General features: G+C 74.4%; 23 protein-coding genes. 11 read left to right on the top strand and 12 right to left on the bottom strand.

All coding sequences use genetic code 11. The features are described 5' to 3' along the window. Positions 1-69 precede the first annotated feature (69 nt). Entirely contained in the window at positions 70-1776 is a 1707-nt protein-coding gene (locus KSE_RS18915) for a spermine/spermidine synthase domain-containing protein (RefSeq protein WP_081539483.1), read from the bottom strand. Between the two features lie 79 nt (positions 1777-1855). After that, entirely contained in the window at positions 1856-2518 is a 663-nt protein-coding gene (locus tag KSE_RS18910) for a DUF2617 family protein (RefSeq protein ID WP_014136936.1), read from the bottom strand. A 471-nt stretch (positions 2519-2989) separates the two neighbouring features. On the opposite strand from KSE_RS18910, the gene KSE_RS18905 reads away from it, so the two are divergent. Further along, positions 2990-3385 (top strand): hypothetical protein, encoded by a 396-nt coding sequence (locus KSE_RS18905; protein WP_014136935.1) that lies wholly within the window; start codon positions 2990-2992, stop codon positions 3383-3385. A gap of 333 nt (positions 3386-3718) precedes the next feature. Here KSE_RS18905 and KSE_RS18900 read toward each other — a convergent pair whose 3' ends face one another. Both KSE_RS18900 and KSE_RS18895 read right to left on the bottom strand, forming a co-directional pair. Next, entirely contained in the window at positions 3719-4888 is a 1170-nt protein-coding gene (locus KSE_RS18900; RefSeq protein WP_014136934.1) for a pyridoxal phosphate-dependent aminotransferase, read from the bottom strand. Between the two features lie 190 nt (positions 4889-5078). Further along, a complete protein-coding gene (locus KSE_RS18895; protein ID WP_014136933.1) occupies positions 5079-5627 on the bottom strand; it encodes a type III secretion system chaperone family protein in 549 nt (182 codons plus the stop codon). A 305-nt stretch (positions 5628-5932) separates the two neighbouring features. Here KSE_RS18895 and KSE_RS18890 point away from each other — a divergent pair, with 305 nt between their 5' ends. Then, positions 5933-6844: a hypothetical protein gene (locus KSE_RS18890; RefSeq protein ID WP_148283116.1), complete on the top strand. Its 912-nt coding sequence runs from the start codon at positions 5933-5935 to the stop codon at positions 6842-6844. A gap of 54 nt (positions 6845-6898) precedes the next feature. Here the strand turns inward: KSE_RS18890 and clpB are convergent, their stop codons facing one another. After that, complete coding sequence (gene clpB, locus KSE_RS18885; RefSeq protein WP_014136931.1) at positions 6899-9502, bottom strand: ATP-dependent chaperone ClpB; 2604 nt, start codon at positions 9500-9502, stop codon at positions 6899-6901. 101 nt (positions 9503-9603) lie between these two features. After that, a complete protein-coding gene (locus KSE_RS18880; RefSeq protein ID WP_014136930.1) occupies positions 9604-10575 on the bottom strand; it encodes a LysR family transcriptional regulator in 972 nt (323 codons plus the stop codon). A 70-nt stretch (positions 10576-10645) separates the two neighbouring features. Between KSE_RS18880 and KSE_RS18875 the strand changes: the two genes are divergently transcribed. The 8 genes from KSE_RS18875 (at position 10646) to KSE_RS18840 (ending at position 18924) form a co-directional block, all read left to right on the top strand. Then, positions 10646-11746 carry an SLAC1 family transporter gene (locus KSE_RS18875; protein WP_014136929.1) on the top strand — a complete coding sequence of 367 codons (1101 nt, stop codon included), beginning with the start codon at positions 10646-10648 and terminating at the stop codon, positions 11744-11746. Positions 11747-12422: 676 nt separating this feature from the next. Next, positions 12423-13613 (top strand): LuxR family transcriptional regulator, encoded by a 1191-nt coding sequence (locus tag KSE_RS18870; protein ID WP_148283115.1) that lies wholly within the window; start codon positions 12423-12425, stop codon positions 13611-13613. Then, positions 13606-14691 (top strand): LuxR C-terminal-related transcriptional regulator, encoded by a 1086-nt coding sequence (locus KSE_RS18865; RefSeq protein ID WP_033259640.1) that lies wholly within the window; start codon positions 13606-13608, stop codon positions 14689-14691. The genes KSE_RS18870 and KSE_RS18865 overlap by 8 nt, the downstream gene beginning before the upstream one ends. Before the next feature lie 77 nt (positions 14692-14768). Next, on the top strand, positions 14769-14984 hold the full coding sequence (locus KSE_RS18860) for a hypothetical protein (protein ID WP_014136926.1): 216 nt from the start codon (positions 14769-14771) through the stop codon (positions 14982-14984). Then, complete coding sequence (locus KSE_RS18855; RefSeq protein ID WP_014136925.1) at positions 14977-15984, top strand: LuxR C-terminal-related transcriptional regulator; 1008 nt, start codon at positions 14977-14979, stop codon at positions 15982-15984. Before KSE_RS18860 ends, KSE_RS18855 begins: the two co-directional genes overlap by 8 nt. Beyond that, entirely contained in the window at positions 15981-16934 is a 954-nt protein-coding gene (locus tag KSE_RS18850; RefSeq protein ID WP_014136924.1) for a LuxR C-terminal-related transcriptional regulator, read from the top strand. Before KSE_RS18855 ends, KSE_RS18850 begins: the two co-directional genes overlap by 4 nt. After that, complete coding sequence (locus KSE_RS18845; RefSeq protein WP_014136923.1) at positions 16931-17944, top strand: LuxR C-terminal-related transcriptional regulator; 1014 nt, start codon at positions 16931-16933, stop codon at positions 17942-17944. Before KSE_RS18850 ends, KSE_RS18845 begins: the two co-directional genes overlap by 4 nt. Then, positions 17941-18924 (top strand): LuxR C-terminal-related transcriptional regulator, encoded by a 984-nt coding sequence (locus KSE_RS18840; RefSeq protein WP_014136922.1) that lies wholly within the window; start codon positions 17941-17943, stop codon positions 18922-18924. Before KSE_RS18845 ends, KSE_RS18840 begins: the two co-directional genes overlap by 4 nt. A gap of 7 nt (positions 18925-18931) precedes the next feature. On the opposite strand, the gene KSE_RS18835 is transcribed toward KSE_RS18840, so the two are convergent. Next, positions 18932-19540 carry a TIR domain-containing protein gene (locus KSE_RS18835; RefSeq protein WP_014136921.1) on the bottom strand — a complete coding sequence of 203 codons (609 nt, stop codon included), beginning with the start codon at positions 19538-19540 and terminating at the stop codon, positions 18932-18934. Positions 19541-19876: 336 nt separating this feature from the next. On the opposite strand from KSE_RS18835, the gene KSE_RS42885 reads away from it, so the two are divergent. Further along, positions 19877-20035, top strand: coding sequence for a hypothetical protein (locus KSE_RS42885; protein WP_157850087.1), 159 nt, complete (start codon positions 19877-19879; stop codon positions 20033-20035). 95 nt (positions 20036-20130) lie between these two features. On the opposite strand, the gene KSE_RS18830 is transcribed toward KSE_RS42885, so the two are convergent. The 5 genes from KSE_RS18830 to dnaK form a co-directional block, all read right to left on the bottom strand. Further along, the gene (locus tag KSE_RS18830; protein ID WP_014136920.1) at positions 20131-21114 is read right to left on the bottom strand and encodes a helix-turn-helix domain-containing protein; all 984 of its coding nucleotides are present in this window, start codon (positions 21112-21114) and stop codon (positions 20131-20133) included. Between the two features lie 199 nt (positions 21115-21313). Beyond that, positions 21314-21838 (bottom strand): heat shock protein transcriptional repressor HspR, encoded by a 525-nt coding sequence (locus KSE_RS18825; RefSeq protein ID WP_014136919.1) that lies wholly within the window; start codon positions 21836-21838, stop codon positions 21314-21316. Positions 21839-21845: 7 nt separating this feature from the next. After that, complete coding sequence (gene dnaJ / locus KSE_RS18820) at positions 21846-22991, bottom strand: molecular chaperone DnaJ (protein WP_014136918.1); 1146 nt, start codon at positions 22989-22991, stop codon at positions 21846-21848. 136 nt (positions 22992-23127) lie between these two features. Continuing rightward, entirely contained in the window at positions 23128-23718 is a 591-nt protein-coding gene (gene grpE, locus KSE_RS18815; protein ID WP_014136917.1) for a nucleotide exchange factor GrpE, read from the bottom strand. Beyond that, positions 23715-25562 carry a molecular chaperone DnaK gene (gene dnaK, locus KSE_RS18810; RefSeq protein ID WP_014136916.1) on the bottom strand — a complete coding sequence of 616 codons (1848 nt, stop codon included), beginning with the start codon at positions 25560-25562 and terminating at the stop codon, positions 23715-23717. The genes grpE and dnaK overlap by 4 nt, the downstream gene beginning before the upstream one ends. Between the last annotated feature and the right edge of the window lie 108 nt (positions 25563-25670).

Below are 25670 nucleotides of genomic sequence, written 5' to 3'. Positions count from 1 at the left end.
CAATGGACGCACCGCGGTCCGGGACCGGACCGCCCGGCACGACCGAACTCCCGGGCGCGCCGGGCGGGTTCACGGCCCCAGCAGGGTGTGCGGGGGCGGCAGCGGGGACGGGCGGTCGGCGGCCAGCCGCCGCTCGGCGGCACGCAGCGCGGGCACGCTCAGCGAGCGCGGGGCCGGGGCGTCCGGGGCCAGGCCGAGGACGGGGACGGCGCGGGCGGCCAGCAGGAAGGCGGACGGCGGGCCGGGGTGCCCGCAGTCCGCGCCGGCGGGCGGGCCGCCCTGGTACGCGACGGCGGCCAGGCCGACGGCCTCCAGACCGGCCGCGGCCGTCCACAGTCCGCCGTCCGGGGCGCCGCCGCGGACCGCCAGCCGGCCCTGGGGGGCCAGCCGCCGGGCGGCCAGGCCGTAGAACTCCAGCGAGCGGTACGCGCCGTCGCCGGCGGCGCCGTCCAGGTCCGAGACGATCACGTCGAAGCGCTCGGCGGACCCGCGCAGCCAGCCCATCGGCTCGGCCCGCACCAGCCGGACCCGCGGGTCGTCGTAGGCGTGCCCGGTCAGCGCGGCGTACGCGGCGTCCCGGCGGGCCAGCGCGGGCAGCTCCGGGTCGCGCTCGACCACCAGCACCTCGCGCACCGCCGGGTGGCCCAGCACCTCGCGCAGCGCCAGGCCGTCGCCGCCCAGCACCAGTACCCGGCCGCTCGGCCCGGCGGCCAGCGCGGGGCGGACCAGCGCCTCGTGGTCGCGGTACTCGTCGGGGCCGCAGACCGCGAGGCGGCCGTCCAGGAACAGCTCCAGCGGCGGGGCGGCCCGCTGGACGGGCACCCGGGGCCCGGCCTCCCCGGGCCCGTCCGGGCCTCCGGCCAGCACGATCTCCTGGTAGCGGCTCTGGGCGGCGAACCGGATCGGGCCGCCGTACAGCGCGTGCCGGGCGGCCCGCTCGATCGCGCCGGTGCAGGCGGCGGCCAGCGCGAGCAGCGCCAGCACCAGGCCGCAGCCGGTCCACAGCAGCAGCCGGGTGCGCGGGGCGGGCTCGGAGCGGAACAGCCAGAGCACCACCACCGAGCCCGCCACCGCGTTCACCGCGCCGGTCAGCAGCGCCCCGGCGCTCTGGCCGACGGTCGGCAGCAGGACGAACGGGAAGGCCAGGCCGCCGATCAGCGCGCCCACGTAGTCGGCGGCGAACAGGTCGGCGACGGCCCGGCCCGCGTGCTCCTGGCGGATCCGCTGGATCAGCGTCATCAGCAGCGGGATCTCCGCGCCGATCAGCAGGCCGATCAGCACGGTGGCGGCGATCAGCGCCGCCAGGGTGGCGCGCGGCTGGTGCAGCCAGGCCCAGCCGCAGTACAGGGCGAGCGCGGACAGGCCGCCGACCAGCGACAGCGCGTACTCGACCAGGGCGAAGGAGGTGGCCGGGCGGCGGGTGAGGCCCTTGGCGAGCAGCGAGCCGACACCCATCGCGAACACCATCACGGACAGCACCACGGAGGTCTGGGCGACCGACTCGCCCAGCAGGTAGTTGCCGAGTGCGACCAGTTCCAGCTCGTACACCAGGCCGCAGGCCGCGCAGACGAACGCGGCCAGCAGGACCAGCACCCGGGCCGGCCGGGGGGCCACCGCCAGCGGTATGGCCCCGCCGGCCCGGACCGCGCCGCCGCGGCCCGCGGGCCGGGGGCCGGCGGTGCGGGCGGCCGCGGGTGTCGGCGGGGGCGCTGGGGGTGGTGCGGCGGCGCGGTCCGGACCCGGCTGCGCGGGCCGTCCGACCGGGGGCTTGATCATGAATGAACGCTAGGCGAGAGCCCGGGTGAATGGCTGCACCCATCCGGGGGACAGGGCGGTGGGCCGGATTGACGCCCGCTCACCGGGCGGCCCGGGCCGGTTCCGCCGTCGGCACCGCCGCCGGCACCGCCGCCGGCACCGCCTCCCGCGCCCCGGCCGGGACGGTCGCCGGGAGGGCCGTCGTGGCGTCCTCCGGGACGGCCCACCCGGCCGCGGGCAGCGAGAGCGAGGAACGGGTGCAGACCAGCCGGCCCTCCTGCGGGTAGGCGTGCCAGGTCCGCCAGTGCACCCGGCGGTCCTCGCAGTGCGCGACCAGCGCGGTGAAGGCGCTCGGGTCGCCCGGGAAGACGCCCGCCAGCGCCCGCGGGTGGCCCTCGACCAGGGCCAGCAGCTCCTGGGCGCGGGCCGCGAACACGTGCGGCGGCAGCTCCTCGATCCGGGCGGCGAACTCGTACTCCCAGCCGGCCACCTGCTCCGCGACCCGGGCGGGCAGCGGGGTGCGGCGGCCGGGCAGGCAGGCCACCGTCTCCAGGCAGTCGCCCGGGCCGGCCGCCAGCACCACCTGGTGCGAGGCGCCCAGCAGCCGCAGCTGGAGGGTGCCGCGGACGCCGGCCGGGGCGCCGGAGGCCGCGTCGAGTCTGAGGTCGCGGACGGCCAGCGCGGGCAGCGGTTCGCCGCCCAGCTGCCAGGCCAGGTCGCCGGCGCGGGTGTCCGTGTAGGAGGTCTGCAGGGTGGTGAGCATGCTCGGCTCCGCGTTTCAGCTCCGTGCGCGCCCCCGCTGTGACCGGAGTCCGCCCCTCATCCGTGAGGCTGTTCGAGACTGTCCGATCCGGGGCGCGGCCGACCGTGGAAGGAAGGATTCCGGCTGGAGATTCAGCAGCAGAGAAGCACGAATTCTCCGGGTCCGTCGGGGATTTACCCATGTTTGGCACTCATTCACCGTTCTGGGGCCTGTGTCCGACTGGGTGTGATCGGTCCCGAGTTGCACTCTGCCCGGCGCACGCCCATGCGCGGGTATCGCGCGCCGTGCACGCCGGTGGCGCACCGCCCGCACCCCCGCTCCCACCCGCTCCCGCCCGCCGGTTCGTCCGCCCGCCCTCTCGTCCGCCCGCCCGCTCGCCCGTCCGTCCATCCGTTCGGAACCGCCGGAGCCGGCGGATCGTCCTGGACGGCGGGCATCACGGGGGTGCCCGTGCTCGGGGGAGGGGGCGACGTGTCGCTCGAACTGCCGCCAGAAGGGGAACCCGTGGGCTTCCGGCCGTCCGACCTCCCGCACCACGCCACCGACCCGGGGGTCGAGGCGTTCTTCCGGTACGCCCTGTCGCACGAGTTCGTCCGGGACCTGCCCGAGTACCGGGCGGACACGAGGCGGGTAGGGCCGGTGTTCGGGCGGCACCTGCGGGAGGCGTTCGAGTACCTGCTGCGGGAGCGGCCGTGCGACGTCATCGACTGGTCCCGGCTGACCAGGGTCGCCTTCGAGGACGAGGCGCGCCTGTACGACTACCTGCGGGGTGTCTTCGACCACCTCTTCGGTGACCGGCCGGAGCCGCCGGTCCCGCCCGACCCGGAGGCCCCGCCGCCCGACTGGGTCGACCTGCTCTGGTCCTGACCGCCCCTCCGCCCCCGGAAGGAAGCCGCCGCACCACGCCGCTCCGTGACGGACTCCCGCCCCGCACCGGGCCGAGGACGCGCCGCGGACGGCGGCGCCGGAGCACCACGACCTCTCGCCGGTCCTGCCGTTCGAGGAGGTCCACGGGCCGTTCCGGGAGTGCGCGGACAAGGCGACCGCGATCGCGATCGACCCGCGCGAGCCGTACACGGCGGACGGGGAGGTCGACTGCGTCTGCGCGGACTTCCTGACCCTCGGGCTGCTGCACGGCGTCCACCAGCCCGCCACAGGCCCGCCGCAGGCCCCCGGACCGGCCCCGGCCCGGGGCCCGGGTCAGCCCGCGCGCAGGGTGCCCAGCCGGCTGACGGCCTCCTCGATCACCCGGACCCTCTTGCAGAAGGCGAACCGCACGAGGCTCCGGCCGGCCTCGGCGTCGTCGTAGAAGACGACGTTGGGGACGGCGACCACGCCGCAGCGCGCGGGCAGGGTGCGGCAGAACTCCAGGCCGTCCTTCTCGCCGAGCGGGGTGATGTCGGTGGTGATGAAGTACGTGCCCTGCGGCTCGTGCACCCCGAAGCCGGCCGCGGCGAGGCCGGCGGCGAGCAGGTCGCGCTTGCGGTGCAGGTCGGCGCGGAAGTCGGCGTAGTAGGCGTCGGGCAGCCGCAGGGCCTCGGCGACGGCGTACTGGAACGGGCCGGCGCTGACGTAGGTGAGGTACTGCTTGGCGGTGCGGACGGCGGCCACCAGGGCGGGGGAGGCGGTGACCCAGCCGACCTTCCAGCCGGTGAAGGAGAAGGTCTTGCCGGCCGAGGAGATCGAGACGGTGCGCTCGCGCATGCCGGGCAGGGCGGCGAGCGGGTGGTGGGCGCCGGTGAAGACCAGGTGCTCGTAGACCTCGTCGGTGATCACCAGCAGGTCGTGCTCGACGGCGAGTTCGGCGATGGCGGCGAGCTCCTCGGGGGTGAGGACGGTGCCGGTGGGGTTGTGCGGGGTGTTGACCAGCAGCAGCCGGGTGCGCGGGGTGATCAGGGCGCGCAGCTCGTCGAGGTCGGGCCGGAAGGCGGGGGCGCGCAGGGTGAGCGGGACGCGCTTGGCGCCGGCCATCGCGATGCAGGCGGCGTACGAGTCGTAGAACGGCTCGAAGGCGATCACCTCGTCGCCGGGCTCCAGCAGGGCGAGCAGCGCGGCGGCGAGCGCCTCGGTGGCGCCGGCGGTGACCAGCACCTCGGTGTCCGGGTCGTAGGACAACCCGTAGAAGCGGTGCTGGTGTTCGGCGATGGCGGTGCGCAGTTCGGGGATGCCGGGGCCGGGCGGGTACTGGTTGCCGCGGCCCTCCAGGACGGCCCGGGCGGCGGCTTCGGCGATCTCGCGCGGTCCGTCGGTGTCGGGGAAGCCCTGGCCGAGGTTGATCGCGCCGGTGGCGGTGGCCAGCGCGGACATCTCGGCGAAGATGGTCGTCCCCATGCCCGCCAGACTGCGGTTCAGCAGCGGCCTCGTGCTCATCGGTGGCTCCTCGCGAACGGTGGTGGGGCCATCATCCCGGGGTGCGCGGCGGACGCCAAGGGCGTCCTGTCCGGGGCCGGGCCCGGGCGGGCCGTGGGGACCGGGCCCGGTGCGCCGCCCGAGCGCGGAGAACGGCCGGGCCCGGCACCCGCGCGGGGTGCCGGGCCCGACCGGGGGACGGGGGAGCGGCTCAGCTCTCGTCGGCCGGCTTCTCCTCGGCGGCGGCGGCCTCGCCGTCGGCCTCCTCGGCGGTGCCGTCCAGGCGCTCGGCCATCCAACGCTCGAAGCCGACCGCGGCCTCGGTCCAGTTGGCGGTGGTGCCGACGAAGAAGTCCGGGTTGACGCCGCCGCCGACGATCATCTGCGACTCGCCGATCAGCCGGATCACGCCGTCGTGGGTGTGCGTGTAGACCTTGGGCCACAGGGTCTCGCGGTTCCACTCGTCGATCATCGCGAGCACCTCGGGCTTCTGCTCCGAGGTGAACGCGCGGTCGTAGAACGCCCGGACCGCGAACAGCTCCTTCTGGTCACCGCGGAACATGTAGTAGACGCGGAAGTTCTCCCAGGGGGCGGTGAGGTCGCCCTCCTCGTCCACCACGTGCTTGAGCTGCATCTGGTCGAGCAGCTGGGCGACCAGGTCCTGGTTCGGGACGATCACGGGCGGCGGACCGGCCGGAGTGCCACCCTGCGGCGGCTGCGGCAGGCCGAAGGACGGGATGGACGACGGGTCGATGCTCACGGGGGTGTCCCTTTCACGGTGCACGGTCGGCTGCCGATGGGGGGCCGCCTCTCCTGGCACCATCCTGCCTCATTCGGGGCCCGTGGCACAGGGTGTGCCCCGGCTCGTGACCGTGTCCGGGCAAGCCGTTCCGGGGCGGTCCGGAGCCTCCCGGGCGGGGGTCCCCCGGACGGGTGCTCAGCACGCCCGGGAGGTGCGGGAGTTGCGACCGCCGGGGCGGGCGGTTAGCGTCCGACCGGATCCGTCGCGGGCCGTGGCGCAGGGGAGCGCCGCAGGCCGGCGGCACCGCACGGCTGGGGGAGCGCATGACGGTACGCAGTGGTTCCGGTAGGGGTCGGCGCGCCGGCGGGGCCCTGGCGGTGGCCGTCGCGGCCGCCGCGGCGGGCCTGCTGCTGGCGGGCTGCACCTCGTCCGCCGGGGGGACGCCCGGCGGCCGCGGCCTGCCCTCGCCGTCGATCGCCGCCGCCCCGGCCGCCCCGGCGGACGCCAGGACCGGGCTGACCGGCCTGCCGCTGGCCGCGTACGGCAGCGGCGACGAGCTGGTGCAGCAGCGCTTCCAGGCGCTCCAGTTGCTGATCGGGCGGTGCATGCGGGAGGCCGGGTACTCCTCGTACACCCCGGCGGACAGCTTCGAGGCCCCGTCCGGGGGCGGTGCGGGCGGCGCGGTCGCGGGCGCGTTCGGCTACCTCGGGGCGGACGCGGCGACGGCCGGCTTCCGCAGCCCCCGGCCGGCCGCGTCGGCGGCCGGGCCGGCCCCGCGCCGGCAGGTGCCGGCGGACGAGCGGAGCGCGAGCGACGACTGCACCCGCCGGAGCCTGGGGAGGATCAGCTCGGCCGCCCCGAAGAGCTCCGACCTGTACCAGCGGCTGTACGGGGAGTCCCTCCAGGTCACCGCGCTGGACGGCCGGGTGGTGGCGGCGACGGCGGCCTGGCGGGAGTGCATGGGCCGGGTCGGCGTCCCGGCCGAGGACCCGCAGGCGCTGGCCCGGACGTACCAGGGCGCGGGCGCCGAGGTCAGCGCGCAGGAGCGGACCGCGGCCGAGGCCGACGCCCGCTGCACCGCCGAGACCGGCCTGGCCGGCACCTGGTTCGCGGTGCTGGCCGGCTACCAGCGCGAGCAGGTCGAGCGGCACGCCGACGAGCTGGAGCCGCTCCGGCAGTCGCTCGCCGAGCAGGCCAGGCAGTACGCGCGGATCCTGGCCAACGGCGGCTCCTGAGGCCGGACGCGGTTCGGCGGGCGGGCCCCGGGGGACCCGCCCGCCGACCGGGCGTCACGCCTCCGGCGCGGGGCGCGGCCCGACGGTCAGCCGGTCGTCGCCGATCCCGTGGTCGACCACCACGGTGTCGCCGTCCCGGACCCGGCCGGAGAGGATCTCCTTGGCCAGCTGGTCGCCGATCGCGGACTGCACCAGCCGGCGCAGCGGCCGGGCGCCGTACGCCGGGTCGTAGCCGGTGAGCGAGAGCCAGTCCCGGGCGGCCGGGGTGACGTCCAGGGTGAGCCGGCGCTCGCGCAGCCGGCGGGAGAGCGCGTCGACCTGGAGGTCGACGATCCGGCTGAGCTCCTCGGTGCCGAGCGGGTCGAAGACCACGATGTCGTCCAGCCGGTTCAGGAACTCCGGCTTGAAGGACTGCCGGACGGTCTCCAGCACCAGCTCCTTCTTCCGCTCCTCCGGCGTGCCCGGGTTCACCAGGTACTGCGAGCCCAGGTTGGAGGTGAGGATCAGGATCGCGTTGCGGAAGTCGACGGTCCGGCCCTGGCCGTCGGTGAGCCGGCCGTCGTCCAGCACCTGGAGCAGCACGTCGAACACCTCGGGGTGGGCCTTCTCCACCTCGTCCAGCAGGACGACGCTGTACGGGCGGCGGCGGACCGCCTCGGTGAGCTGGCCGCCCTCCTCGTAGCCGACGTACCCGGGCGGGGCGCCGACCAGGCGGGAGACCGAGTGCTTCTCGCCGTACTCGCTCATGTCGATCCGGACCATGGCGCGCTCGTCGTCGAAGAGGAAGTCCGCCAGGGCCTTGGCCAGTTCGGTCTTGCCGACGCCGGTCGGGCCGAGGAAGAGGAACGAGCCGGTCGGGCGGTCCGGGTCGGCGATGCCGGAGCGGGTGCGGCGGACCGCGTCGGAGACCGCGCGGACGGCCTCGTGCTGGCCGATCAGGCGCCGGCCGAGCTCCTCCTCCATCCGCAGCAGCTTGGCGCTCTCGCCCTCCAGCAGCCGGCCGGCCGGGATGCCCGTCCAGGACGCGACCACGTCGGCGACGTCGTCCGGGCCGACCTGCTCCTTGACCATGCTGGTGTTCGGCTCGTCCGCCGCGCGGTCCTGCGCCTCGGTGAGCTCGCGCTCGGCGGCCGGGATCTCGGCGTACATCAGCTTGGAGGCGCGCTCGAAGTCGCCGTCGCGCTGGGCGCGGTCCAGGGCGCCGCGCAGTTCGTCGAGCCGGCCCTTGAGCTCGCCGACCCGGTTGAGCGACTTCTTCTCCTGCTCCCAGCGGGCGTTGAGGGTGCTGAGCTGCTCCTGCTTGTCGGCGAGGTCGCGGCGGAGCCGGCCGAGCCGCTCGACCGAGGCCGGGTCGGACTCCTTCTCCAGGGCCAGCTCCTCCATCCGCAGCCGGTCGACGGAGCGCTGCAGCTCGTCGATCTCGACCGGGGAGGAGTCGATCTCCATCCGGAGCCGGGAGGCGGACTCGTCGACCAGGTCGATCGCCTTGTCGGGCAGGAAGCGCGAGGTGATGTACCGGTGGGACAGCGTGGCGGCGGCGACCAGGGCGGCGTCGGTGATCTCCACCTTGTGGTGCGCCTCGTAGCGGCCCTTGAGGCCGCGCAGGATCGCGATGGTGTCCTCGACGGTGGGCTCGCCGACCATCACCTGCTGGAAGCGGCGCTCCAGGGCCGGGTCCTTCTCGATCCGCTCGCGGTACTCGTCCAGCGTGGTGGCGCCGACCATCCGCAGCTCGCCGCGGGCCAGCATCGGCTTGAGCATGTTGCCCGCGTCCATCGCGGAGTCGCCGCCGGCGCCCGCGCCGACCATGGTGTGCAGCTCGTCGATGAAGGTGACGACCTGGCCGTCGGACGCCTTGATGTCGTTCAGGACGGCCTTCAGCCGCTCCTCGAACTCGCCGCGGAACTTCGCGCCCGCGACCATCGCCGCCAGGTCGAGCGAGACCAGCCGCTTGCCGCGCAGCGACTCCGGCACGTCGCCGGCCACGATCCGCTGGGCCAGGCCCTCGACCACGGCGGTCTTGCCGACGCCGGGCTCGCCGATCAGCACCGGGTTGTTCTTGGTGCGCCGGGACAGCACCTGCACCACCCGGCGGATCTCCTGGTCGCGGCCGATCACCGGGTCGAGCTTGCCGTCCCGGGCGGCCTGGGTCAGGTCCGAGCCGTACTTCTCCAGCGCCTTGTAGGTGCCCTCCGGGTCCGGCGAGGTGACCCGGGCGCTGCCGCGGACCTCCTTGAACGCGGCGAGCAGCGCCTTGGCGGTGGCGCCGTGCTGCTTCAGCAGGTCGGCGACCGGGCCGCCCTCGGCGGCCAGGCCGACCAGCAGGTGCTCGGTGGAGACGTACTGGTCGTCCAGGTCGGCGGCGCGCTTGCCGGCCTCCTCCAGCACCGCGAGGGTGTCCCGGGCGAGGTTGGGCGCGGCGACGGTGGAGCCCTGGGCGGCGGGCTGGGCGGCGGCCTGCCGACGGGCCTCGGCGGTGACGCGCGCGGCGTCCGCCCCGACGGCCTCCAGCAGCGGGCGGGCCAGGCCGTCCGGCTGGTCGAGCAGGGCCAGCAGGATGTGCACCGGCTTGACGTCCGGGTTCCCCGCGGCGCTGGCCTGCCGGATGGCGGAGGACAGGGCCTCCTGCGTCTTGCTGGTGAACTTACTGGCGTCCACTGCGGGCATACCCCTTTCGGCTCGGGACTGGTACGGGTCTGCTGACTACAGCATGCACGAAGTTGAGTCTATTCCGCTCAACTTTAACGAAGGCTTCACGCTCAGTTCTTCCGCGGGGGCCGCGCGGGCGCCGGGGCGGGGGTATGCGGAGGCGGCCCGGGCGGCGTCGGCGCGGGCGCCCGGGTCAGGCCGAGCAGCTGCCGGGCCGGGCCGGCCGGGCGCTGGCCGGCCGGCCAGACCGCGCGCAGCGGGCGCTGCAGCTCCACTCCCGCCAGCGGGACGGCGACCAGCCGGCGGGTGGCCAGCTCCTCGGTCACCGCCAGCTCGCTCAGGCAGACCGGGTCCGCGCCGGTCATCGCGGCCGCCTTGAGCGCCGTCGAGGAGGCCAGCTCCAGCCGGGGCGCGGCCGGGCCGCCGTACGGGGCGAGCGCCTCCTCCAGCACCTCGCGGGTGCCGGAGCCGACCTCGCGCAGCACCAGCGGGGTGGCGGCCAGCTCGGCGCCGGTGACCGGGGTGCGGCGGCGGGCCCAGCGGTGCTCGGGGGAGACCACCACGACCAGCCGGTCGGCGGCCACCACCGCGCCGGACAGGCCGGGCGGGGTGGAGGTGCCCTCGACGAAGCCCAGGTCGGCCTCGCCGGCCAGCACCTGGGCGGCGACGTCGTGCGAGTTGGCGGTGCGCAGGGTGACGGCGGTGCCCGGGCTGGCCCCGTGCAGGGCGAGCAGCCAGCCGGGCATCAGGTACTCGGCGACGGTCAGGCTGGCCACCACCCGCAGCCGGGCGTCCCGGCGGCCGCGCAGCGCGTCGATCCCGGCGTCCAGCGCCTGCGCGGCCTCGACCACCTGCCGGGCCCACTCGACCACCAACCGGCCCGCCTCGGTCGGCCGGGAGCCGCGCGGCGAGCGCTCCAGCAGGGCGACCCCGATCTGCCGCTCCATGCCCTTGATCCGGGCGCTGGCGGCGGGCTGGCTGACGCCCAGCTCGGCGGCGGCCCGGCCGACGCTGCCCAGCCGGGCCACGGCGAGCAGCAGCTCCAGGGCGCCGAGTTCCGGGACGTGCGGGGAGAGGGCCATAGGCCCAGGCTATGCCCTCATAGCGGACGGGTCGCTACCGCCGCCCCCGGAACCGGCCCAGGCTGGAGCCATGGCCACCCTCCTCGCCCCGCGCACCGCCCTCCGGCCGCTCGACCTCTCCCGGCTCGGCCCCAACTGGTACGCCGCCGTGATGGGCACCGCGATCACCGGCAACGCCGCCGCCGCGCTGCCGGTCCGGGTCCCGGGCCGGACGGTGTTCGCCGAGGCGGTCTGGACGCTCTCGCTGCTGATGCTGGCCGCCCTGCTGGCCGGTCGCGCCGTCCACCTCTCCCGCCACCGCGAGCAGGCCCGCCGCACCCTGCTGGACGACCCGTCCGCCGCCGTCTTCTACGGCTGCCCGCCGATGGCCCTGCTGGCCGTCGGCTACGGCGCGCTGACCGTCGGCGGCCCGGTGCTCGGCGAGCGGCCCGCGCTGGCGCTGGACGCGCTGCTCTGGACGGTCGGCACGGCGTACGCGCTGGCGGTGGCCGCCGGGCTGCCCTACCTGATGATCACCCGGCACCGGCTGTCCGTGCTGGAGGCCAACCCGACCTGGCTGCTGCCGGTGGTCGCGCCGATGGTCTCCGCCGCGCTCGGCCCCGCGCTGGTGCCGCACCTGCCCGAGGGGGCGGCCCGGCAGGCGCTGCTGTACGCGTGCGTGGCGATGTTCGGCGCCAGCCTGCTGGCCACCCTGGCGCTGCTGCCGGTGGTGCTCGGCGGCCTGCTGCACGGCAAGCTGCCCGCGCTGGTGCTGACCCCGTCGCTGTTCCTGGTGCTCGGCCCGCTCGGCCAGTCCACCACCGCCGTGCACCAGTTCGCCGACGCGCTGCCGCTCGCCCTGCCCGGGGCCGGCCCCGGCGCCGCGGCGGCCGCCCGCGGCCTGGCCGGGGCGTACGGCGTCGCGGTGATGGGATTCGCACTGCTCTGGCTCGCGGTGGCGCTCGCCGCCAACCTGCGGGCGCTGCGCGCCGAAATGCCGTTCGCGATGACCTGGTGGGCATTCACCTTCCCGGTCGGCACCCTCGTCACCGGCGCCACCGCACTGGCCCGGCACACCGGATTCGGCGGATTCACCGCGCTGGCCGCCGCGCTCTACCTGCTGCTGCTCGCCGCCTGGTCGGTGGCGCTGGCCCGCACCGCGGCCGGACTGCGGGCGGGCCGACTGCTCTGATCCCGGCTCCGGCCCAGGTCGGGGCGGGTGCGGGCGGTCCGACGGGTGGTGCTGCGGGTACGCCCGTTATTCGGCGTCGGCGATTCCGGATCCGTGGATCCGGTAAAGGATTGCCGAATTCCGTCCCGGGGCAGTGACATTCCGGGCCGCCGCGACGCCACCGGACGGACGCCCCCGCCACCGGCCCCCGAATGCCTGTTCGGCAGAGGGGGGGAATGCCCGGGGAAAGCGGCATTCCGGATACCGCGCCGGGGCGTTTGCTGCAGGTTCCTGCACTTGCGGGAACCTGCACCCGGTGAGCACTTGTTCGGGGTTCGCCGCGCTGTGAAGGTGTAGTCACGCCAGGTCGTCCGGGGCAGCCGCAGCCCAGTCGGCGACTTGCTCTTCGCGTGGGGGCGACAGGTGCGTTCGTATCTGCGCAACGGGGGGAAGAGCACCGGCCGGCACGCCACGTGTGGTGGTGGCTGCCGTGACCGGATCGGTGAGGCGTTGCTGCTCCGCCTCGCCGAAGCGCCATGACGCTGGCGTAACACGAGCGGGTCCTCCGGGATCCGGGTGCCTGGCACCCGCCCCGGAGGACGCGCCCGTAGCGCGGAGGTGACTCCCGCCGTCGACCGCGACGGCTCTGCTGGGATCATCATCCGCAAACGGAGGAACACGGCAGGGAGTGCTCGACGTGGCAGCGGACCACCCGAAGTCCGACCCGGACGCCGCTACGTCCCACCCGGACGGGGGCGCGTCCCACCCGCACGGCCGACCCGCGGACCGGGCCGCCGCACCGCACGACACCGACTCCGCGCGCAACGGCACCCGGCCGCCCGGAGGCCCCGCCGCGGGGGCCGCCGGAGGGCCCGTCGGAGGGCCGGAGGCCGGTCCGTCGTCCGGTCCGGAGGCCGGGCTGCCCGAGGAGGACGCCAGCCGGATCTACCTGGCCGTCCTCGCCGCCGGCGGCCGGATCCCGCTCGACGCGCCCGCCCCGCTCGGGACGGAACTCAGCCCGGAACGCCAACAGGCCCTGCTGGACCAGCTGGTGGCGATCGGCCTGGTGATGCCCAACCGGATCGACGGCTGCTACGTCGCGATCAGCCCGCGCGCCGTCGCCGAACGCCTCGGCGCCGACCTGCGCTCCCGCGCGACCCGCCTGCTGCTCGACGCCGGTCGGCTGCCGGGCGCGCTCGCGCCGCTCGCCCGCGCCTACGACGCCGTGCCCCGGCCCGCCGACCGGACCAGGCCGGCCGTCTACGTCGACGGCCAGGAGGACATCCGGCTGCGGATCGCCCAACTGGTCTCCGACTGCCGCCTCGAACTGCTCAGCGCCCAGCCCGGCCTGCGCCCGCCCGCCGTCCTCGAACTCGCCAACGCCCAGGACCAGCGGATGCTCAGCCGCGGCGCCACCCTGCGCGCGCTCTACCAGCCGGTCGCGCTGACCGCGGACAGCGCGGTCCGGCACGCCACCTCGATGACCGAGCACGGCGCCCAACTGCGGGTCCTGGACGAGCCGTTCCGCCGGCTGATCGTGATCGACCGGCGGATCGCGGTGATCCCCGCCGCCGAGGACCACAGCCGCGCCGCGTTCGTCGAGGACCCCGCCGCGATCGCCTACCTGGTGGCCGGTTTCGAACGCGACTGGGACCGCGCCGACCAGGTCCACTGGCACGGCCTGGACACCCGCACCCTCACCCGCGCCCTCACCGACCGGGTCGGCCGGCTGCTCGCCCAGGGCCTGACCCAGCGCGCCGTCGCCTCCCGGCTCGGCCTGTCCGAGCGCACCGTCGCCGGGCACATCTCCCGGCTGCGCGACCTGTACGGCGCCGGCACCCTGTTCCAGCTCGGCTGGCTGATGAGAGGCGGCGGCGGACGTGGCTGACCCGACGACCACCCCCGCCCCCGCGCCGACCCCCGCCCCCGTGCCGACCCCCGTGCCGACCCCCGTCCCGGCGTCCGCGCCCGGGCCCGTTCCGGCGCCGGTGTCCCGGCCCCGGCCCGAGGCGGGCACCGGGCCGATCGACGAGCCCGCCTGGCGCCTCTACCTGGAGGTCCTGGAGGCGGGCGGCCGGGTCGCGGCCGGCTCCGTCCCCGACGCGCGCCGGCCCGCCCTCGCCGGGCTGCTGCGCACCGGGCTGCTGGCGACGGACGGCCTGGACGGCACCTACCTGGCCGTCGACCCCCGGTTCGTCGCCGACACCCTCGGCACCGAGATGAACACCGAGGCCGCCCGCCTGCTCAACCGGGCCGAACGCCTCGCCGCCGACCTCGACCCGCTGATCGCCGCCTACGACAGCGTGCCCCGGCAGGCCGCGCCGGCCCGCGCCGACGAGCACGTCACCGGACGCGAGCACATCCGCCAGCGGATCGCCCAGCTCGGCGCCGCCTGCCGGCAGGAGGCCATCACCGCGCGGCCCGGCCCCGCGCAGCCCGCCGCCCTGGAGCTGTCGCTGGCCCAGGAGCTGCCGGTGCTCCGCCGGGGCTGCCGGATCCGCACCCTCTACCAGCCGGTCGTGCTCACCGAGCCCGCCGTGATCCGCTACGCCGAGACCGTCACCGAGGCCGGCGGCGAGGTCCGGCTGCTCGACGAGCCCTTCCAGCGGGCCCTGGTCTTCGACCGCGCCACCGCCGTCGTCCCGGCCACCGAGGACCGCAGCCGGGTCGCCGTGCTCTCCGACCCCGCGACCGTGGCGATGATCGTCGCCGCCTTCGAACGCGACTGGGAGCGGGCCGAACGGGTCTGCTGGAGGAGCCTGTCGGCCAGCGCCCCCAGCCAGGCCGCCGCCGACCAGGTCGGCCGGCTGCTCGCCCGGGGCCTGACCCAGAAGTCGATCGCGGCCCGGCTCGGCCTGTCCGAGCGCACCGTCGCCGGGCACATCTCCCGGCTGCGCGACCTGTACGGCGCCGAGACGCTGTTCCAGCTCGGCTGGCTGATGCGGAGGAGCAAGGACGATGCCTGACGCCGCGCCCCCGTACGCCGCCCCCGCCGCCGGGGCGCCGGTCCGGCCCGGCCGCCCGGTGCGGGACGGCGGCCGGCGTGGCTGAACGGGCAGCGTTCCGCCGGGTCCTTGACGGGGCCTTCGGCCGGGTGATCATCTTCGATGGCGAGGCGGCGACCGTCCCGGCCGCCCCCGCCGCCCCCGATGCCGCCTTCCCCGAGGATCCCGCCGTGGTCGACCAGCTGGCCGCCGTCACCCCGCCCGACGCGGACACCCCCGGCGGCCCCGCCCGGGACGGCGTCCGCCATGGCTGAACCGGCCCCCACCGACCGCTCCGCCCCCGCCGCCCCCACCGTCACCACGGCTCCCGCCCCCGCCGCCGCGCCCACCGCCGCCGAGAAGGCGCTGTACCTGGCCGTGCTGCGGGCCGGCGGCCGGGTCTCGGTGCGGGAGGCCGCCGAGCAGGACGCCGCCGCCACCGCCCGGCTGCTCGCGCTCGGCCTGCTGGTCCACCACGACGAGAGCGAGCAGCTCACCGCCGTCAACCCGCGCACCGCCGGCGGCCGGCTCAGCCGGGAGCTGCGCGAGGCCGGCACCCGGCTGTTCGAGGCGGCCGAGCACGTCCCGGCGGGCCTCGACGCCCTCGCCGACGCGTACGACAGCGCCCCCCGCCCCGGCGACGGCCGGCGGCAGATCACCCACCTGCTGGACGTGGACCGGATCCGGCACCGGCTGCTGCAGATCGAGGCGGACTTCCGCGAGGAGGTGCTGGCCGCCCAGCCCGGCTGCCGTCCCGGGATCTACCTGGAGAAGAGCGCCCGCACCGAGAAGGCCCTGGCGGGCGGCGCCCGGATGGACATCCTCTACCAGCCGGTGGTCAAGTCCGACCCGGCGGTGGTCGACTACGCGGTCCGGGCCACCGGCTGGGGCATGCGGCTGCGCTCGCTGGACGAGGACTTCACCCGGATGCTGATCTTCGACCGCCGGGTGGCGATCCTCTCCGCCTCCGCCGACAACCGCACCGCCGCGTTCGTCGAGGACCCCGCCGTGGTCGACCACCTGGTCCGGCTCTTCCAACGCGACTGGGAGCGCGCCGAACGCGTCCCCTGGCACGACCTGGCCGGCGCCGGCGTCCCCCCGACCGCCGAGCAGATCGGCCGCCTGCTCGCCACCGGCCTCACCCAGAAGGCGATCGCCACCCGCCTCGCCCTCTCCGAGCGCACCGTCGCCGAGCACATCGCCCGGCTGCGCGAACGCTACGACGCGGCCACCCTCTTCCAACTCGGCTGGCTGATGCGGGAGGCGGACCGGTGAGCCCCCGCCTGCCGAACGACGCCGAGCGCACCCTGTACCGGGAGGTGCTCGCCCAGGGCGGCCTGGTGCTGCTGCGGGAGGCGATGGAGCAGGACCCGGACGCCACGCTGCGGTTGGTCGAGCTGGGCCTGCTGGTGCGGCACGACACCGACCGGTCGCTGACGGCGGTCAACCCGCGCACGGTCGGCGCCCGGCTCAGCGCCGAACTGCGCGGCGCGGCCGGCCGCAAACTCGACCAGGCCGAGCACGCCGCGGGCCAGCTCGACGCCCTCGCCCACGCGTACGACAGCGCGCCGCGGCACGCGGCTCGGCGCAGCGAGGTGCAGCACGTCGCCACCCACCAGCAGATCAGGCACCGGATCATGCAGATCGAGGCCGAGATGCACGAGGAGACCCTCGCCGCCCAGCCCGGCGGCGCCCGCCCCACCCGCTTCATGCGCCAGGCCCTGCTCCGCGACCGGCACTTCCTCGCCGCCGGCGTCGTGCTGCGCACCCTCTACCAGCCGGGCGCCGAGGCGCACCGGCCGACCGTCTCGTACGCGGCCGCCGCGACCCGCGCGGGCGAGCGGTTCCGGGTGCTGGACGAGCCGTTCCAGCGGATGCTGATCTTCGACCGGAAGACCGCGGTGATCCCCGCCGCCGCCGACGACAGCACCGCCGCGTTCATCGAGGACCCGGCCGTGGTCGCCCTGCTGGTCGAGCGCTTCGAGCGCGACTGGGCCCGGGCGGAGCGGGTCGACTGGCAGGCGCTGGCCGGCCGGCCGCGGGAGAGCGGCGTCCCGCCCGAGCTGACCGAGCTGCTCGCGGCGGGCCTGACCCAGAAGGCGATCGCCTCCCGCCTCGCCCTGTCCGAGCGCACCGTCGCCGCCCACATCGCCCGGCTGCGCGAGCACCACGGCGCGGCGACCCTCGTCCAACTCGGCTGGCTGATGCGGGAGTCCGCGCGGTGACCGCCCGGCTGCCGAACGAGGCCGAGCGCCGGCTCTACCGCGAGGTGCTCGCCCGGGGCGGCCGGGTGCCGTTCCGCGAGGCGGTGGCGTGGGACCGGGAGGCCGCCCGGAACCTGGTCGCCCTCGGCCTGCTGGTGCACTTCGAGAGCGACGAGTCGCTGACGGCGGTCAACCCGAGGGCGGTGGGTGCCCGGCTCAGCGCCGAGCTGCGGGCCGACGCGGGCCGCCGCCTGGCCGAGGCGGAGCGGGCCGCCGCCCACCTGGACGGGATGGCGCAGTCGTTCGATGCGCTGTCGGGGCGGGAGGGCCGCAGCCCGGTGGTGCGGCACGTCGACCGGATGGAGGAGATCCGGCACCGCGTCATGCAGATCGAGTCCGAGACGGCCGAGGAGATCCTGGCCGCCCAGCCGGGCGGCGCCCGCCCGGTCACCCGGATGTCGGGGACCCGGCGGCACAACGAGCGCGCCCTCGCCCGCGGCATGCGGCTGCGGACGCTCTACCAGCCGGGCGCCCTCACCGACCCGGCCACCGTCGGCTACGCCGCCGAACTCTCCGCCGCGGGGGAGCGGTTCAAGGTCCTGGACGAGCCGTTCCAGCGGATGCTGATCTTCGACCGCCGCACCGCGGTCATCCCCGCCGCCCCGGGCGACACCAGCGCCGCGTTCGTCGAGGACCCGACCGTGGTCGCCCTGCTGGTCGAGCGCTTCGAGCGCGACTGGGCCCGCGCCGAGCAGGTCGACTGGCAGGCGCTGGCCGGCCGCCCGCGGGAGAGCGGCGTCCCGCCGGAGCTGACCGGGCTGCTCGCCGCCGGGCTGACCCAGCGGGCGATCGCCTCCCGGCTGGGGCTCTCGGAGCGGACGGTGGCCAGTCACATCGCCCGACTGCGCGAGCTCTACGATGCGGGGACGCTGTTCCAGCTCGGCTGGCAGTTGCGCGGGGCGGCCGGACGACCCACCGCACCGCCGGAGCGAGGAACGGCGCGGACGGGCGAGGAGGAGTGGGACCAGTGAGCGAGCCGAGCGGAGCGGCGCTGCCGACCGAGTCGGAGCGGCGGCTGTACCAGCAGGTCCTGGACCAGGGTGGCCGGGTGTCGTTCCGCGAGGCGGTCGAGCAGGACCCGACCGGGGTGCTGCGGCTGATGGAGCTCGGCCTGCTGCAGCACGACGCCGCCGAGCAGGCGCTCACCGCGGTGAACCCGCGCGCGGTCAGCGACCGGATCAGCGCCGAGCTGCGCGCCGAGGGCACCCGGATGCTGCTGCGCGCCGAGGAGATGCCGACGCTGCTGGAGGACCTCACCCACGCCTACGACGCGACCCCGCGCCGGGCGGACCGCTCCAGCGTGGTGCAGCACGTCGACCGGAGCGAGCAGATCCGGCTCCGGGTACGGCAGTTGGCGAGCGAGGCGTACGAGGAGGAGCTGTCGCTGCACCCGGGCGGAGCCGGGCCGGCGGACCTGCTGGAGGACGCGCTGGACCGCACCCGGCGCTTCCTGGAGCGCGGCGGGACCATCCGCACCGTCTACGAGCCGACCGCGCTGCTGGACGCCACCACGGTGCGCTGGGCGGAGCGGCTCACCGGCTGGGGAGGCCGGTTCCGCACCCTGAGCGAACCGTTCAGCCGGCTGCTGGTCTTCGACCGCCGGATCGCCGTCGTCCCGGCGTCGGCCGACAACTCCAGTGCCGCGTTCATCGAGGACCCGGCGGTGGTCTCGTTCCTGGTCGCCGCCTTCGAGCGGGACTGGGAGCGGGCCGACCTGGTCCAGTGGCGCGCCGCCGGGCACGAGCCGGAGGGCGAGAGCGTCGTCCCGGTGCACGAGCAGGTGGGCCGGCTGCTCGCCCAGGGCCTGACCCAGAAGACCGTCGCCTCCCGGCTGGGCCTCGGCGAACGCACCGTCGCCGCGCACATCTCGCGGCTGCGCGAACTCCACGACGCGGAGACCCTGTTCCAACTCGGTTGGCAGATGCGGGGAGCCGGGGAACAGGGTGACTGACGCGGCGTCAGCCGGTGGCGATCTCGGGGGACCAGAAGCCGTACGGGCCGGCCGCCTCGCGGCGCGGGCGCGGGAACTGCTCGCCGGGCGCGGTCCAGAAGCCGCCGCGCAGCGACAGCGCCATCCCGGCCCAGTCCAGCGCGGTCTCCACGGTGTGGTGCAGCGCCTCCTGCGACCAGGTGTCGTCGAAGACCAGCGGCAGCACCGGCGAGACCTGCTCGATGGTGGCGATCAGCGGGTTGTGCGTGATCGCCTCGTCCACCAGCAGCACGATCGGCTTGCGCAGCGCGGAGGCCCAGCCGAGCTCCAGGCTGACTCCGGCCGACAGCGGCGCCCCGATGTACGCGAAGACCAGGTCCGCGCTCTGCATCGCCCGGAAGTCCGACGGCACCCGCTGCTCCGGCGCCCGCCCGGCGATCGTCCACGCGTCGCTGTGGTGCGCGCTGTAGACCGCGGCGCCGCTGTCCAGCAGCGTGCTGCGCAGCGTGGTCAGCCGGGTCCGGCTCGCGAGGGTCACCACACTGTCCGCCGGCCCGGTCAGCCGCATCAGCGGCGCGGCCAGGAAGACCCGTGCCCGGCGCCCCTCGGCGCGGTGTTGCGTGTGGTGCTCACTCATGTCGACTCCGGGGGAATGCCTTCCGGGCGGGGGCAAGATCCCGGAAGGTGATTTAGACGATGGCTGCTCAGTGCGTTCGGGAACCGCTGTCGATCCTTCATTTGAATGAGCATCGGCAAGTGTGGTGGACTTAGTGATGCTCCTGAAAGCGAACTGATCGTCCATCGCCGCCTGTGCCTGCGTCCAGCGTTCCGGTGTGTCATCTCCATGCATGGCAGAGAGATGACATGGTGCCCAGCGTTAGGAGTCAGTGACAGCAGGGAGGCGGCTGCGATACCTTCGTTCGGTGGTTGGTTTGTCCAGCCCGTCGACAAGTGAGCGAGAGGAGTGGGGAGAATGTCTCGTCTGTGGCGTTTTACGCTGAGGGCGGTACTGCCGACGGCCCTTGGAGCAGCGGTGCTGGTGGGCTTCTCGGCGCTCGCTGGTCAGGACGACGGAGCGGACCAGGCGAGGCGGGATATCGTGGCCACCGCCCTGGACTTCAACTGGAACTAGCGGCGCCGCCGGTGTGCCGGCACCCCCTCGGCCCGCGCGGTCAAGGGGTCGCTCGCCTGCTGGCAGTCCGACCGCGGGCACGCGGTGGCGGGGCGTCAGGAGCCGGGCGAGCCTTTACCCAGTACGTAGCCCAACTGGAACAGTGATTCCACGTTGTAGTCCTCGCGCATTTCGGCGAGATGCCGTGCCAGCGTGCGTTCGCTGATTCCGAGTTGCCTGGCGATGACCCGGTGATTGGTGCCGGCGAGCAGCAGGTCGATGATGGTCTGCCGGAGCCGGGACACCACTTCCTGCGGGACGGTCCGCTCGCCGTCGAAATCCAGCGCCTTGTTCCACAGGCGCTCGAATATCTCCTCGGCCAGGAAGTTCACCACGGACTGGTCGTGGATGAAGGCGGCCAGGCTCATGTCCGAAGCGACCGGGATGACGGCCATCCGGCGGTCGAGGATGAACAGGCGGCTGTAGGGCTCGTCCAGGGTGCGGAACTGCCACCCGGAAGCCGACAGCGTGCTGACGTAGTCGCGGGTCGGCTGGTGGTAGCGGGTGCTCGCGTGGTAGATCGTCCGCATCGCGGTGCCCTGCCGCAGGGTCTTGAGATCGCTCTCCATGCTCGCCGCGAGCATCTCGGGCGGCCGGGGGCCGCCCGGCTGCATTGCCAGGGCCTCTTCCCTGGTCGTGCTGGTGAGCTGCTGGAGCCGCTGATTGATCAGGGCTTTCCCGCGGATGTATTCGACGAATCCGCTGTTCTGTTTCGGGGAGTGGAAAGCCTCCGAGAGCTCGTGGAGCTCGGTCGGAATCGAAATGGCCTGGGACAGGAGTTCCAGGGCCTGCTGCTGCCAGCGGGTGCTGAGCGTCGAGGAGAGCTGGGCGGGATCCATCGCGATCAGGGTCCCCGGTTCGTCCACATCCGGGACCAGCAGGCCGAGGGCGAGGAGTTCGCGGACGTCCTCCTCGGCGTCGTCCGGGTTTCCGAGGCTGATTCGCCCCTGTTGTTCGAGTGCGTGGAGATAGAGGGTGCGGGCTCCTTGGGACAGACGGCCGGGGCGGTTCGTGGCGCCTGACTGATCCTGCGTGTTCATCCCCACCTCTTGTCATCGACCAGCCGCCTGGTCAACGGGACGTAAAGGGTCCCCCTCGATGCCCCCAGGCCCGAAGTCCTCTCCGGAAGGCGCCGACCGGTGCCGCCCACCGATCGTTGTGCACTCTCTCACGGGAGGCAGAGCCGCCGACACCCCCCGATGGGCAGGGTCCCGGCGGCTCGGCGGCTTTCGGACGCGCTCAGCGCTTGGGCCGCCAGACCACCAGCGCGCTGGACTGCTGGACCTGCTGGTAGGGGACCAGGTCGCGGCGGTAGGAGGCGTGCACGGCGGCCTCGCGCTGCTGGAGGGTGGCGGCGGCGCTCTCCAGCGCGTCGACCAGTTCGGCGACCCGGGACTGCAGGGCGGCGACCTGGTTCTCCAGTTCGATGATGCGCTTGATGCCGGCCAGGTTGATGCCCTCGTCCTGGGAGAGCCGCTGCACCTCGCGCAACTGCTGGATGTCCCGGGCGGAGTAGCGGCGGCCGCGGCCGGCCGTGCGGTCGGGGCTGACCAGGCCGAGCCGGTCGTACTGGCGGAGGGTCTGCGGGTGCAGGCCGGACAGCTCGGCGGCGACCGAGATGACGTAGACCGGGGTGTCCTCGGTGAGGACGTACGGCGGGGCGGCGGCGCGCGGGCGGCCGCCGCCGGGCAGGCCCTCGCCGAGGCCGGGGCCGGGGCCGATCCGGCCGGTGCCGTCGTGGCTGCTGTCGGGGTGTGGGCTCATCGGGGTCTCACGCTCCCTCCGCCGCCTTGAACAGGGCGGCTCGCGGGTCGTCCGAGGCGGTGGCCTCGCGGTACTGCTCCAGCGCGGTCAGCGCCTCTCCGGTGACGTGCTTGGGCACCGTGACCTCCACGGTGACCAGCAGGTCGCCGCGGGTGCCGTCCTTGCGGGTGGCGCCCTTGCCGCGGGCCCGCATGGTCAGGCCGTTGGCGCTGCCGGGCGGCAGCTTGAGCTTCACGGCCGGGCCGTTCAGGGTCGGCACCTCGATGGTGCCGCCCAGCGCGGCTTCGGGGAAGCTCACCGGCACGGTCACCGTGAGGTTGTCGCCCTTGCGCCCGAACACCGGGTGCGGGTCGACGTGCACGCTGACGTACAGGTCGCCGGGCTGGCCGCCGCGCTCGCCCTGGGCGCCCTTGCCCTTGAGCCGGATCCGCTGCCCGTCCTGCACCCCGGCCGGGATCCGGACCTGCATGGTGCGGGCCGAGGAGGCCCGGCCGCTGCCGTGGCAGACGGTGCACGGGTCGTCGACGATCATGCCGCGGCCCTTGCAGTCCCGGCAGGGCTCGGAGAGCGCGAAGGCGCCCTGGCCGCGGCTGACGGTGCCGGCGCCGACGCAGGTCGGGCAGACCCGCGGCGTGGTGCCGGCCTTGGCGCCGGTGCCCGCGCAGGCGCGGCAGGCCGCCTGGGAGGTCATCCGCAGCGGCACGGTGGCGCCGTCCACGGCCTCCTCGAAGTTCAGCGTGACCTCGGTCTCGACGTCCGCGCCGCGGCGCGGCTGGGCCGCCTGTCGGCCGCCGCGGTTGAACAGGCCGCCGAACACGTCGCCGATCCCGCCGCCGCCCGGCGAGCCGCCGTTGAACAGGTCACCGAAGTCGAACCCGCCGGCCGCGCCCGCCCCGCCGGGCCGGAAGCCGCCGCCCGCGAACAGCGAGCGGGCCTCGTCGTACTCCTTGCGGCGCTTCTCGTCCGAGAGCACGTCGTACGCCTCGGAGATGTCCTTGAAGCGCTCCTCCGCCTTGGCGTCGCCCTTGTTCGCGTCCGGGTGGAACTCGCGGGCCAGCTTGCGGTAGGTCTTCTTGATCTCTGCGGCGGTGGCGTCCTTGGGCACGCCGAGGACCTTGTAGTAGTCCTTCTCCACGTAGTCCTTAGCGCTCATGGCCTTTGACCGCCACCTCCCGGGAAACCGAAGTTCTGTTGCCTGCCGGCACCGCGGCGCGGTGCCCTGATACGGCGCTGCGGAGCCGGCCGTCGTACTGGACGACGTACGACTCCGCAGCGCACGGGTGCTCCACTCAGCTGTCGGACGGACCGTCGGCCTTGTCGCCGTCCGGCTCTCCGGTGGTCTGGGTGCCCGGCTGGGGCTCCGCGACCGCGACCATCGCCGGGCGGATGATCCGCTCGCCGATCCGGTACCCCGGCTGGAGGATCTGCACGCAGGTGTCCTCCGTCACGTCCGACGAGTAGCTGTGCATCAGCGCCTCATGGATCGTCGGGTCGAAGGGCTCGCCCTCCTTGCCGAACTGCTGCAGCCCGAGCTTGGCGACCACCGTCTCCAGCGACTCGGCCACCGACTTGAAGCCGCCGGTCACCTCGCCGTGCTCGCGGGCCCGGCCGATGTCGTCCAGCACCGGGACCAGCGACTCCAGGATGTTGGAGACGGCGATCTCGCGGACGGTGGAGCGGTCCCGCTCGACCCGCTTGCGGTAGTTCTGGTACTCGGCCTGGAGCCGCTGCAGGTCGGCGGTGCGCTCGCCGGCCTCGCGCTTGGCGGCGGCCAGTTCGTCGGCCCCGGCACCCGCGACGGCTTCCTCGGCCGCCTTCAGCACGGCCTCCTCGGCGGCGGAGTCGTCGCCGGGCTGCTCGCCCTGCGGCTTCTCCGTCATGCCGCACCGCCCTTGGGCTTCTCGTCGTCGACGATCTCGGCGTCGACCACGTCGTCGTCCTTGGCGCCCGCCTCGCCGGCCCCGGCCGCGCCGGCCGCCGCGCCCGCGCCGTCGGCCTGCGCGTACAGCGCCGCGCCGAGCTTCTGGGCGGTGGTGGAGACCTTCTCGGTGGCGGTGCGGATGGCCGCGATGTCGTCGCCCTTGAGGGTCTCCTTGAGCTCGCCGATGGCGGTCTCGACCTCGGTCTTGACGTCGGCCGGGAGCTTGTCCGCGTTGTCCGCGATGAACTTCTCGGTCGAGTAGACGAGCTGCTCGCCCTGGTTGCGGGTCTCGACGGCCTCGCGGCGCTTGGTGTCCTCCTCCGCGTAGCGCTCGGCCTCCTCGCGCATGCGGTTGACCTCGTCCTTCGGCAGCGAGGAGCCGCCGGTGACGGTCATCTTCTGCTCCTTGCCGGTGCCGAGGTCCTTCGCGGCCACGTGCATGATGCCGTTGGCGTCGATGTCGAAGGTCACCTCGATCTGCGGCAGGCCGCGCGGCGCCGGCGGCAGGCCGGTCAGCTCGAACATGCCGAGCTTCTTGTTGTACGCCGCGATCTCGCGCTCGCCCTGGTAGACCTGGATCTGCACGGAGGGCTGGTTGTCCTCGGCGGTGGTGAAGATCTCGGAGCGCTTGGTCGGGATCGTGGTGTTGCGCTCGATCAGCTTGGTCATGATGCCGCCCTTGGTCTCGATGCCGAGGGACAGCGGGGTGACGTCGAGCAGCAGGACGTCCTTGACCTCGCCCTTGAGCACACCGGCCTGCAGGGAGGCGCCGATCGCGACGACCTCGTCCGGGTTGACGCCCTTGTTGGCGTCCTTGCCGCCGGTCAGCTCCTTGACCAGCTCGGCGACGGCCGGCATGCGGGTGGAGCCGCCGACCAGGACCACGTGGTCGATCTCGGACAGCTGGATGCCGGCGTCCTTGATCACGTTGTGGAACGGGACCTTGCAGCGGTCCAGCAGGTCGGCGGTGAGCTGCTGGAACTGCGAGCGGGTGAGCTTCTCGTCCAGGTGCAGCGGGCCCTCGGCGGAGGCCGTGATGTAGGGCAGGTTGATCGAGGTCTCCGAGGAGGAGGACAGCTCGATCTTGGCCTTCTCGGCGGCCTCGCGCAGGCGCTGGACGGCCATCTTGTCCTTGGACAGGTCGACGCCGTGGCCGGACTGGAAGACCTTCACCAGGTGGTCGACGACCCGCTGGTCCCAGTCGTCGCCGCCGAGGTGGTTGTCGCCGTTGGTGGCCTTGACCTCGACCACGCCGTCGCCGATCTCCAGCAGCGACACGTCGAAGGTGCCGCCGCCGAGGTCGAAGACCAGGATGGTCTGGTCGTCCTTGTCCAGGCCGTAGGCCAGGGCGGCCGCGGTCGGCTCGTTGACGATGCGCAGGACGTTCAGGCCCGCGATCTCGCCGGCCTCCTTCGTCGCCTGGCGCTCGGAGTCGTTGAAGTACGCCGGGACGGTGATGACGGCGTCGGTGACCGTCTCGCCCAGGTAGGACTCGGCGTCCCGCTTGAGCTTCTGCAGGACGAAGGCGGAGATCTGCTGCGGCGTGAAGTCCTTGCCGTCGATGCCGATCTTCCAGTCGGTGCCCATGTGGCGCTTGACCGAGCGGATGGTGCGGTCGACGTTGGTGACCGCCTGGCGCTTGGCCACCTCGCCGACGAGCACCTCGCCGTTCTTGGCGAAGGCGACGACGGACGGCGTGGTCCGAGCGCCCTCGGCGTTGGTGATGACCGTGGGCTCACCGCCCTCAAGAACACTGACGACGGAGTTCGTCGTACCGAGGTCGATGCCGACCGCGCGTGCCATCGTGAATACCTCCGGGGAAGAAGTTGAGCAGTACGGACTCAAGGATGCACGACCATCCCGAGGACGTCAACAGCTTTGAGTCCGTGCCGCTCAACTTTACTGAGCGCT

The sequence above is a fragment of the Kitasatospora setae KM-6054 genome (genome assembly GCF_000269985.1).
Lineage (GTDB): Bacteria > Actinomycetota > Actinomycetes > Streptomycetales > Streptomycetaceae > Kitasatospora > Kitasatospora setae.
The sequence above is the reverse complement of the archived record's forward strand: the minus strand, read 5'-3'. Positions and strand labels throughout refer to the sequence as shown.

Bases quoted from the DNA above. Each gene is read 5' to 3' on its own strand.
- KSE_RS18915 (WP_081539483.1), bottom strand. From the start codon at position 1,776: ATGATCAAGCCCCCGGTCGGACGGCCCGCGCAGCCGGGTCCGGACCGC.
- KSE_RS18910 (WP_014136936.1), bottom strand. From the start codon at position 2,518: ATGCTCACCACCCTGCAGACCTCCTACACGGACACCCGCGCCGGCGAC.
- KSE_RS18900 (WP_014136934.1), bottom strand. From the start codon at position 4,888: ATGAGCACGAGGCCGCTGCTGAACCGCAGTCTGGCGGGCATGGGGACG.
- KSE_RS18890 (WP_148283116.1), top strand. From the start codon at position 5,933: ATGACGGTACGCAGTGGTTCCGGTAGGGGTCGGCGCGCCGGCGGGGCC.
- KSE_RS18880 (WP_014136930.1), bottom strand. From the start codon at position 10,575: ATGGCCCTCTCCCCGCACGTCCCGGAACTCGGCGCCCTGGAGCTGCTG.
- KSE_RS18875 (WP_014136929.1), top strand. From the start codon at position 10,646: ATGGCCACCCTCCTCGCCCCGCGCACCGCCCTCCGGCCGCTCGACCTC.
- KSE_RS18855 (WP_014136925.1), top strand. From the start codon at position 14,977: ATGGCTGAACCGGCCCCCACCGACCGCTCCGCCCCCGCCGCCCCCACC.
- KSE_RS18835 (WP_014136921.1), bottom strand. From the start codon at position 19,540: ATGAGTGAGCACCACACGCAACACCGCGCCGAGGGGCGCCGGGCACGG.
- KSE_RS42885 (WP_157850087.1), top strand. From the start codon at position 19,877: ATGTCTCGTCTGTGGCGTTTTACGCTGAGGGCGGTACTGCCGACGGCC.
- KSE_RS18830 (WP_014136920.1), bottom strand. From the start codon at position 21,114: ATGAACACGCAGGATCAGTCAGGCGCCACGAACCGCCCCGGCCGTCTG.
- KSE_RS18825 (WP_014136919.1), bottom strand. From the start codon at position 21,838: ATGAGCCCACACCCCGACAGCAGCCACGACGGCACCGGCCGGATCGGC.
- dnaJ (WP_014136918.1), bottom strand. From the start codon at position 22,991: ATGAGCGCTAAGGACTACGTGGAGAAGGACTACTACAAGGTCCTCGGC.
- grpE (WP_014136917.1), bottom strand. From the start codon at position 23,718: ATGACGGAGAAGCCGCAGGGCGAGCAGCCCGGCGACGACTCCGCCGCC.
- dnaK (WP_014136916.1), bottom strand. From the start codon at position 25,562: ATGGCACGCGCGGTCGGCATCGACCTCGGTACGACGAACTCCGTCGTC.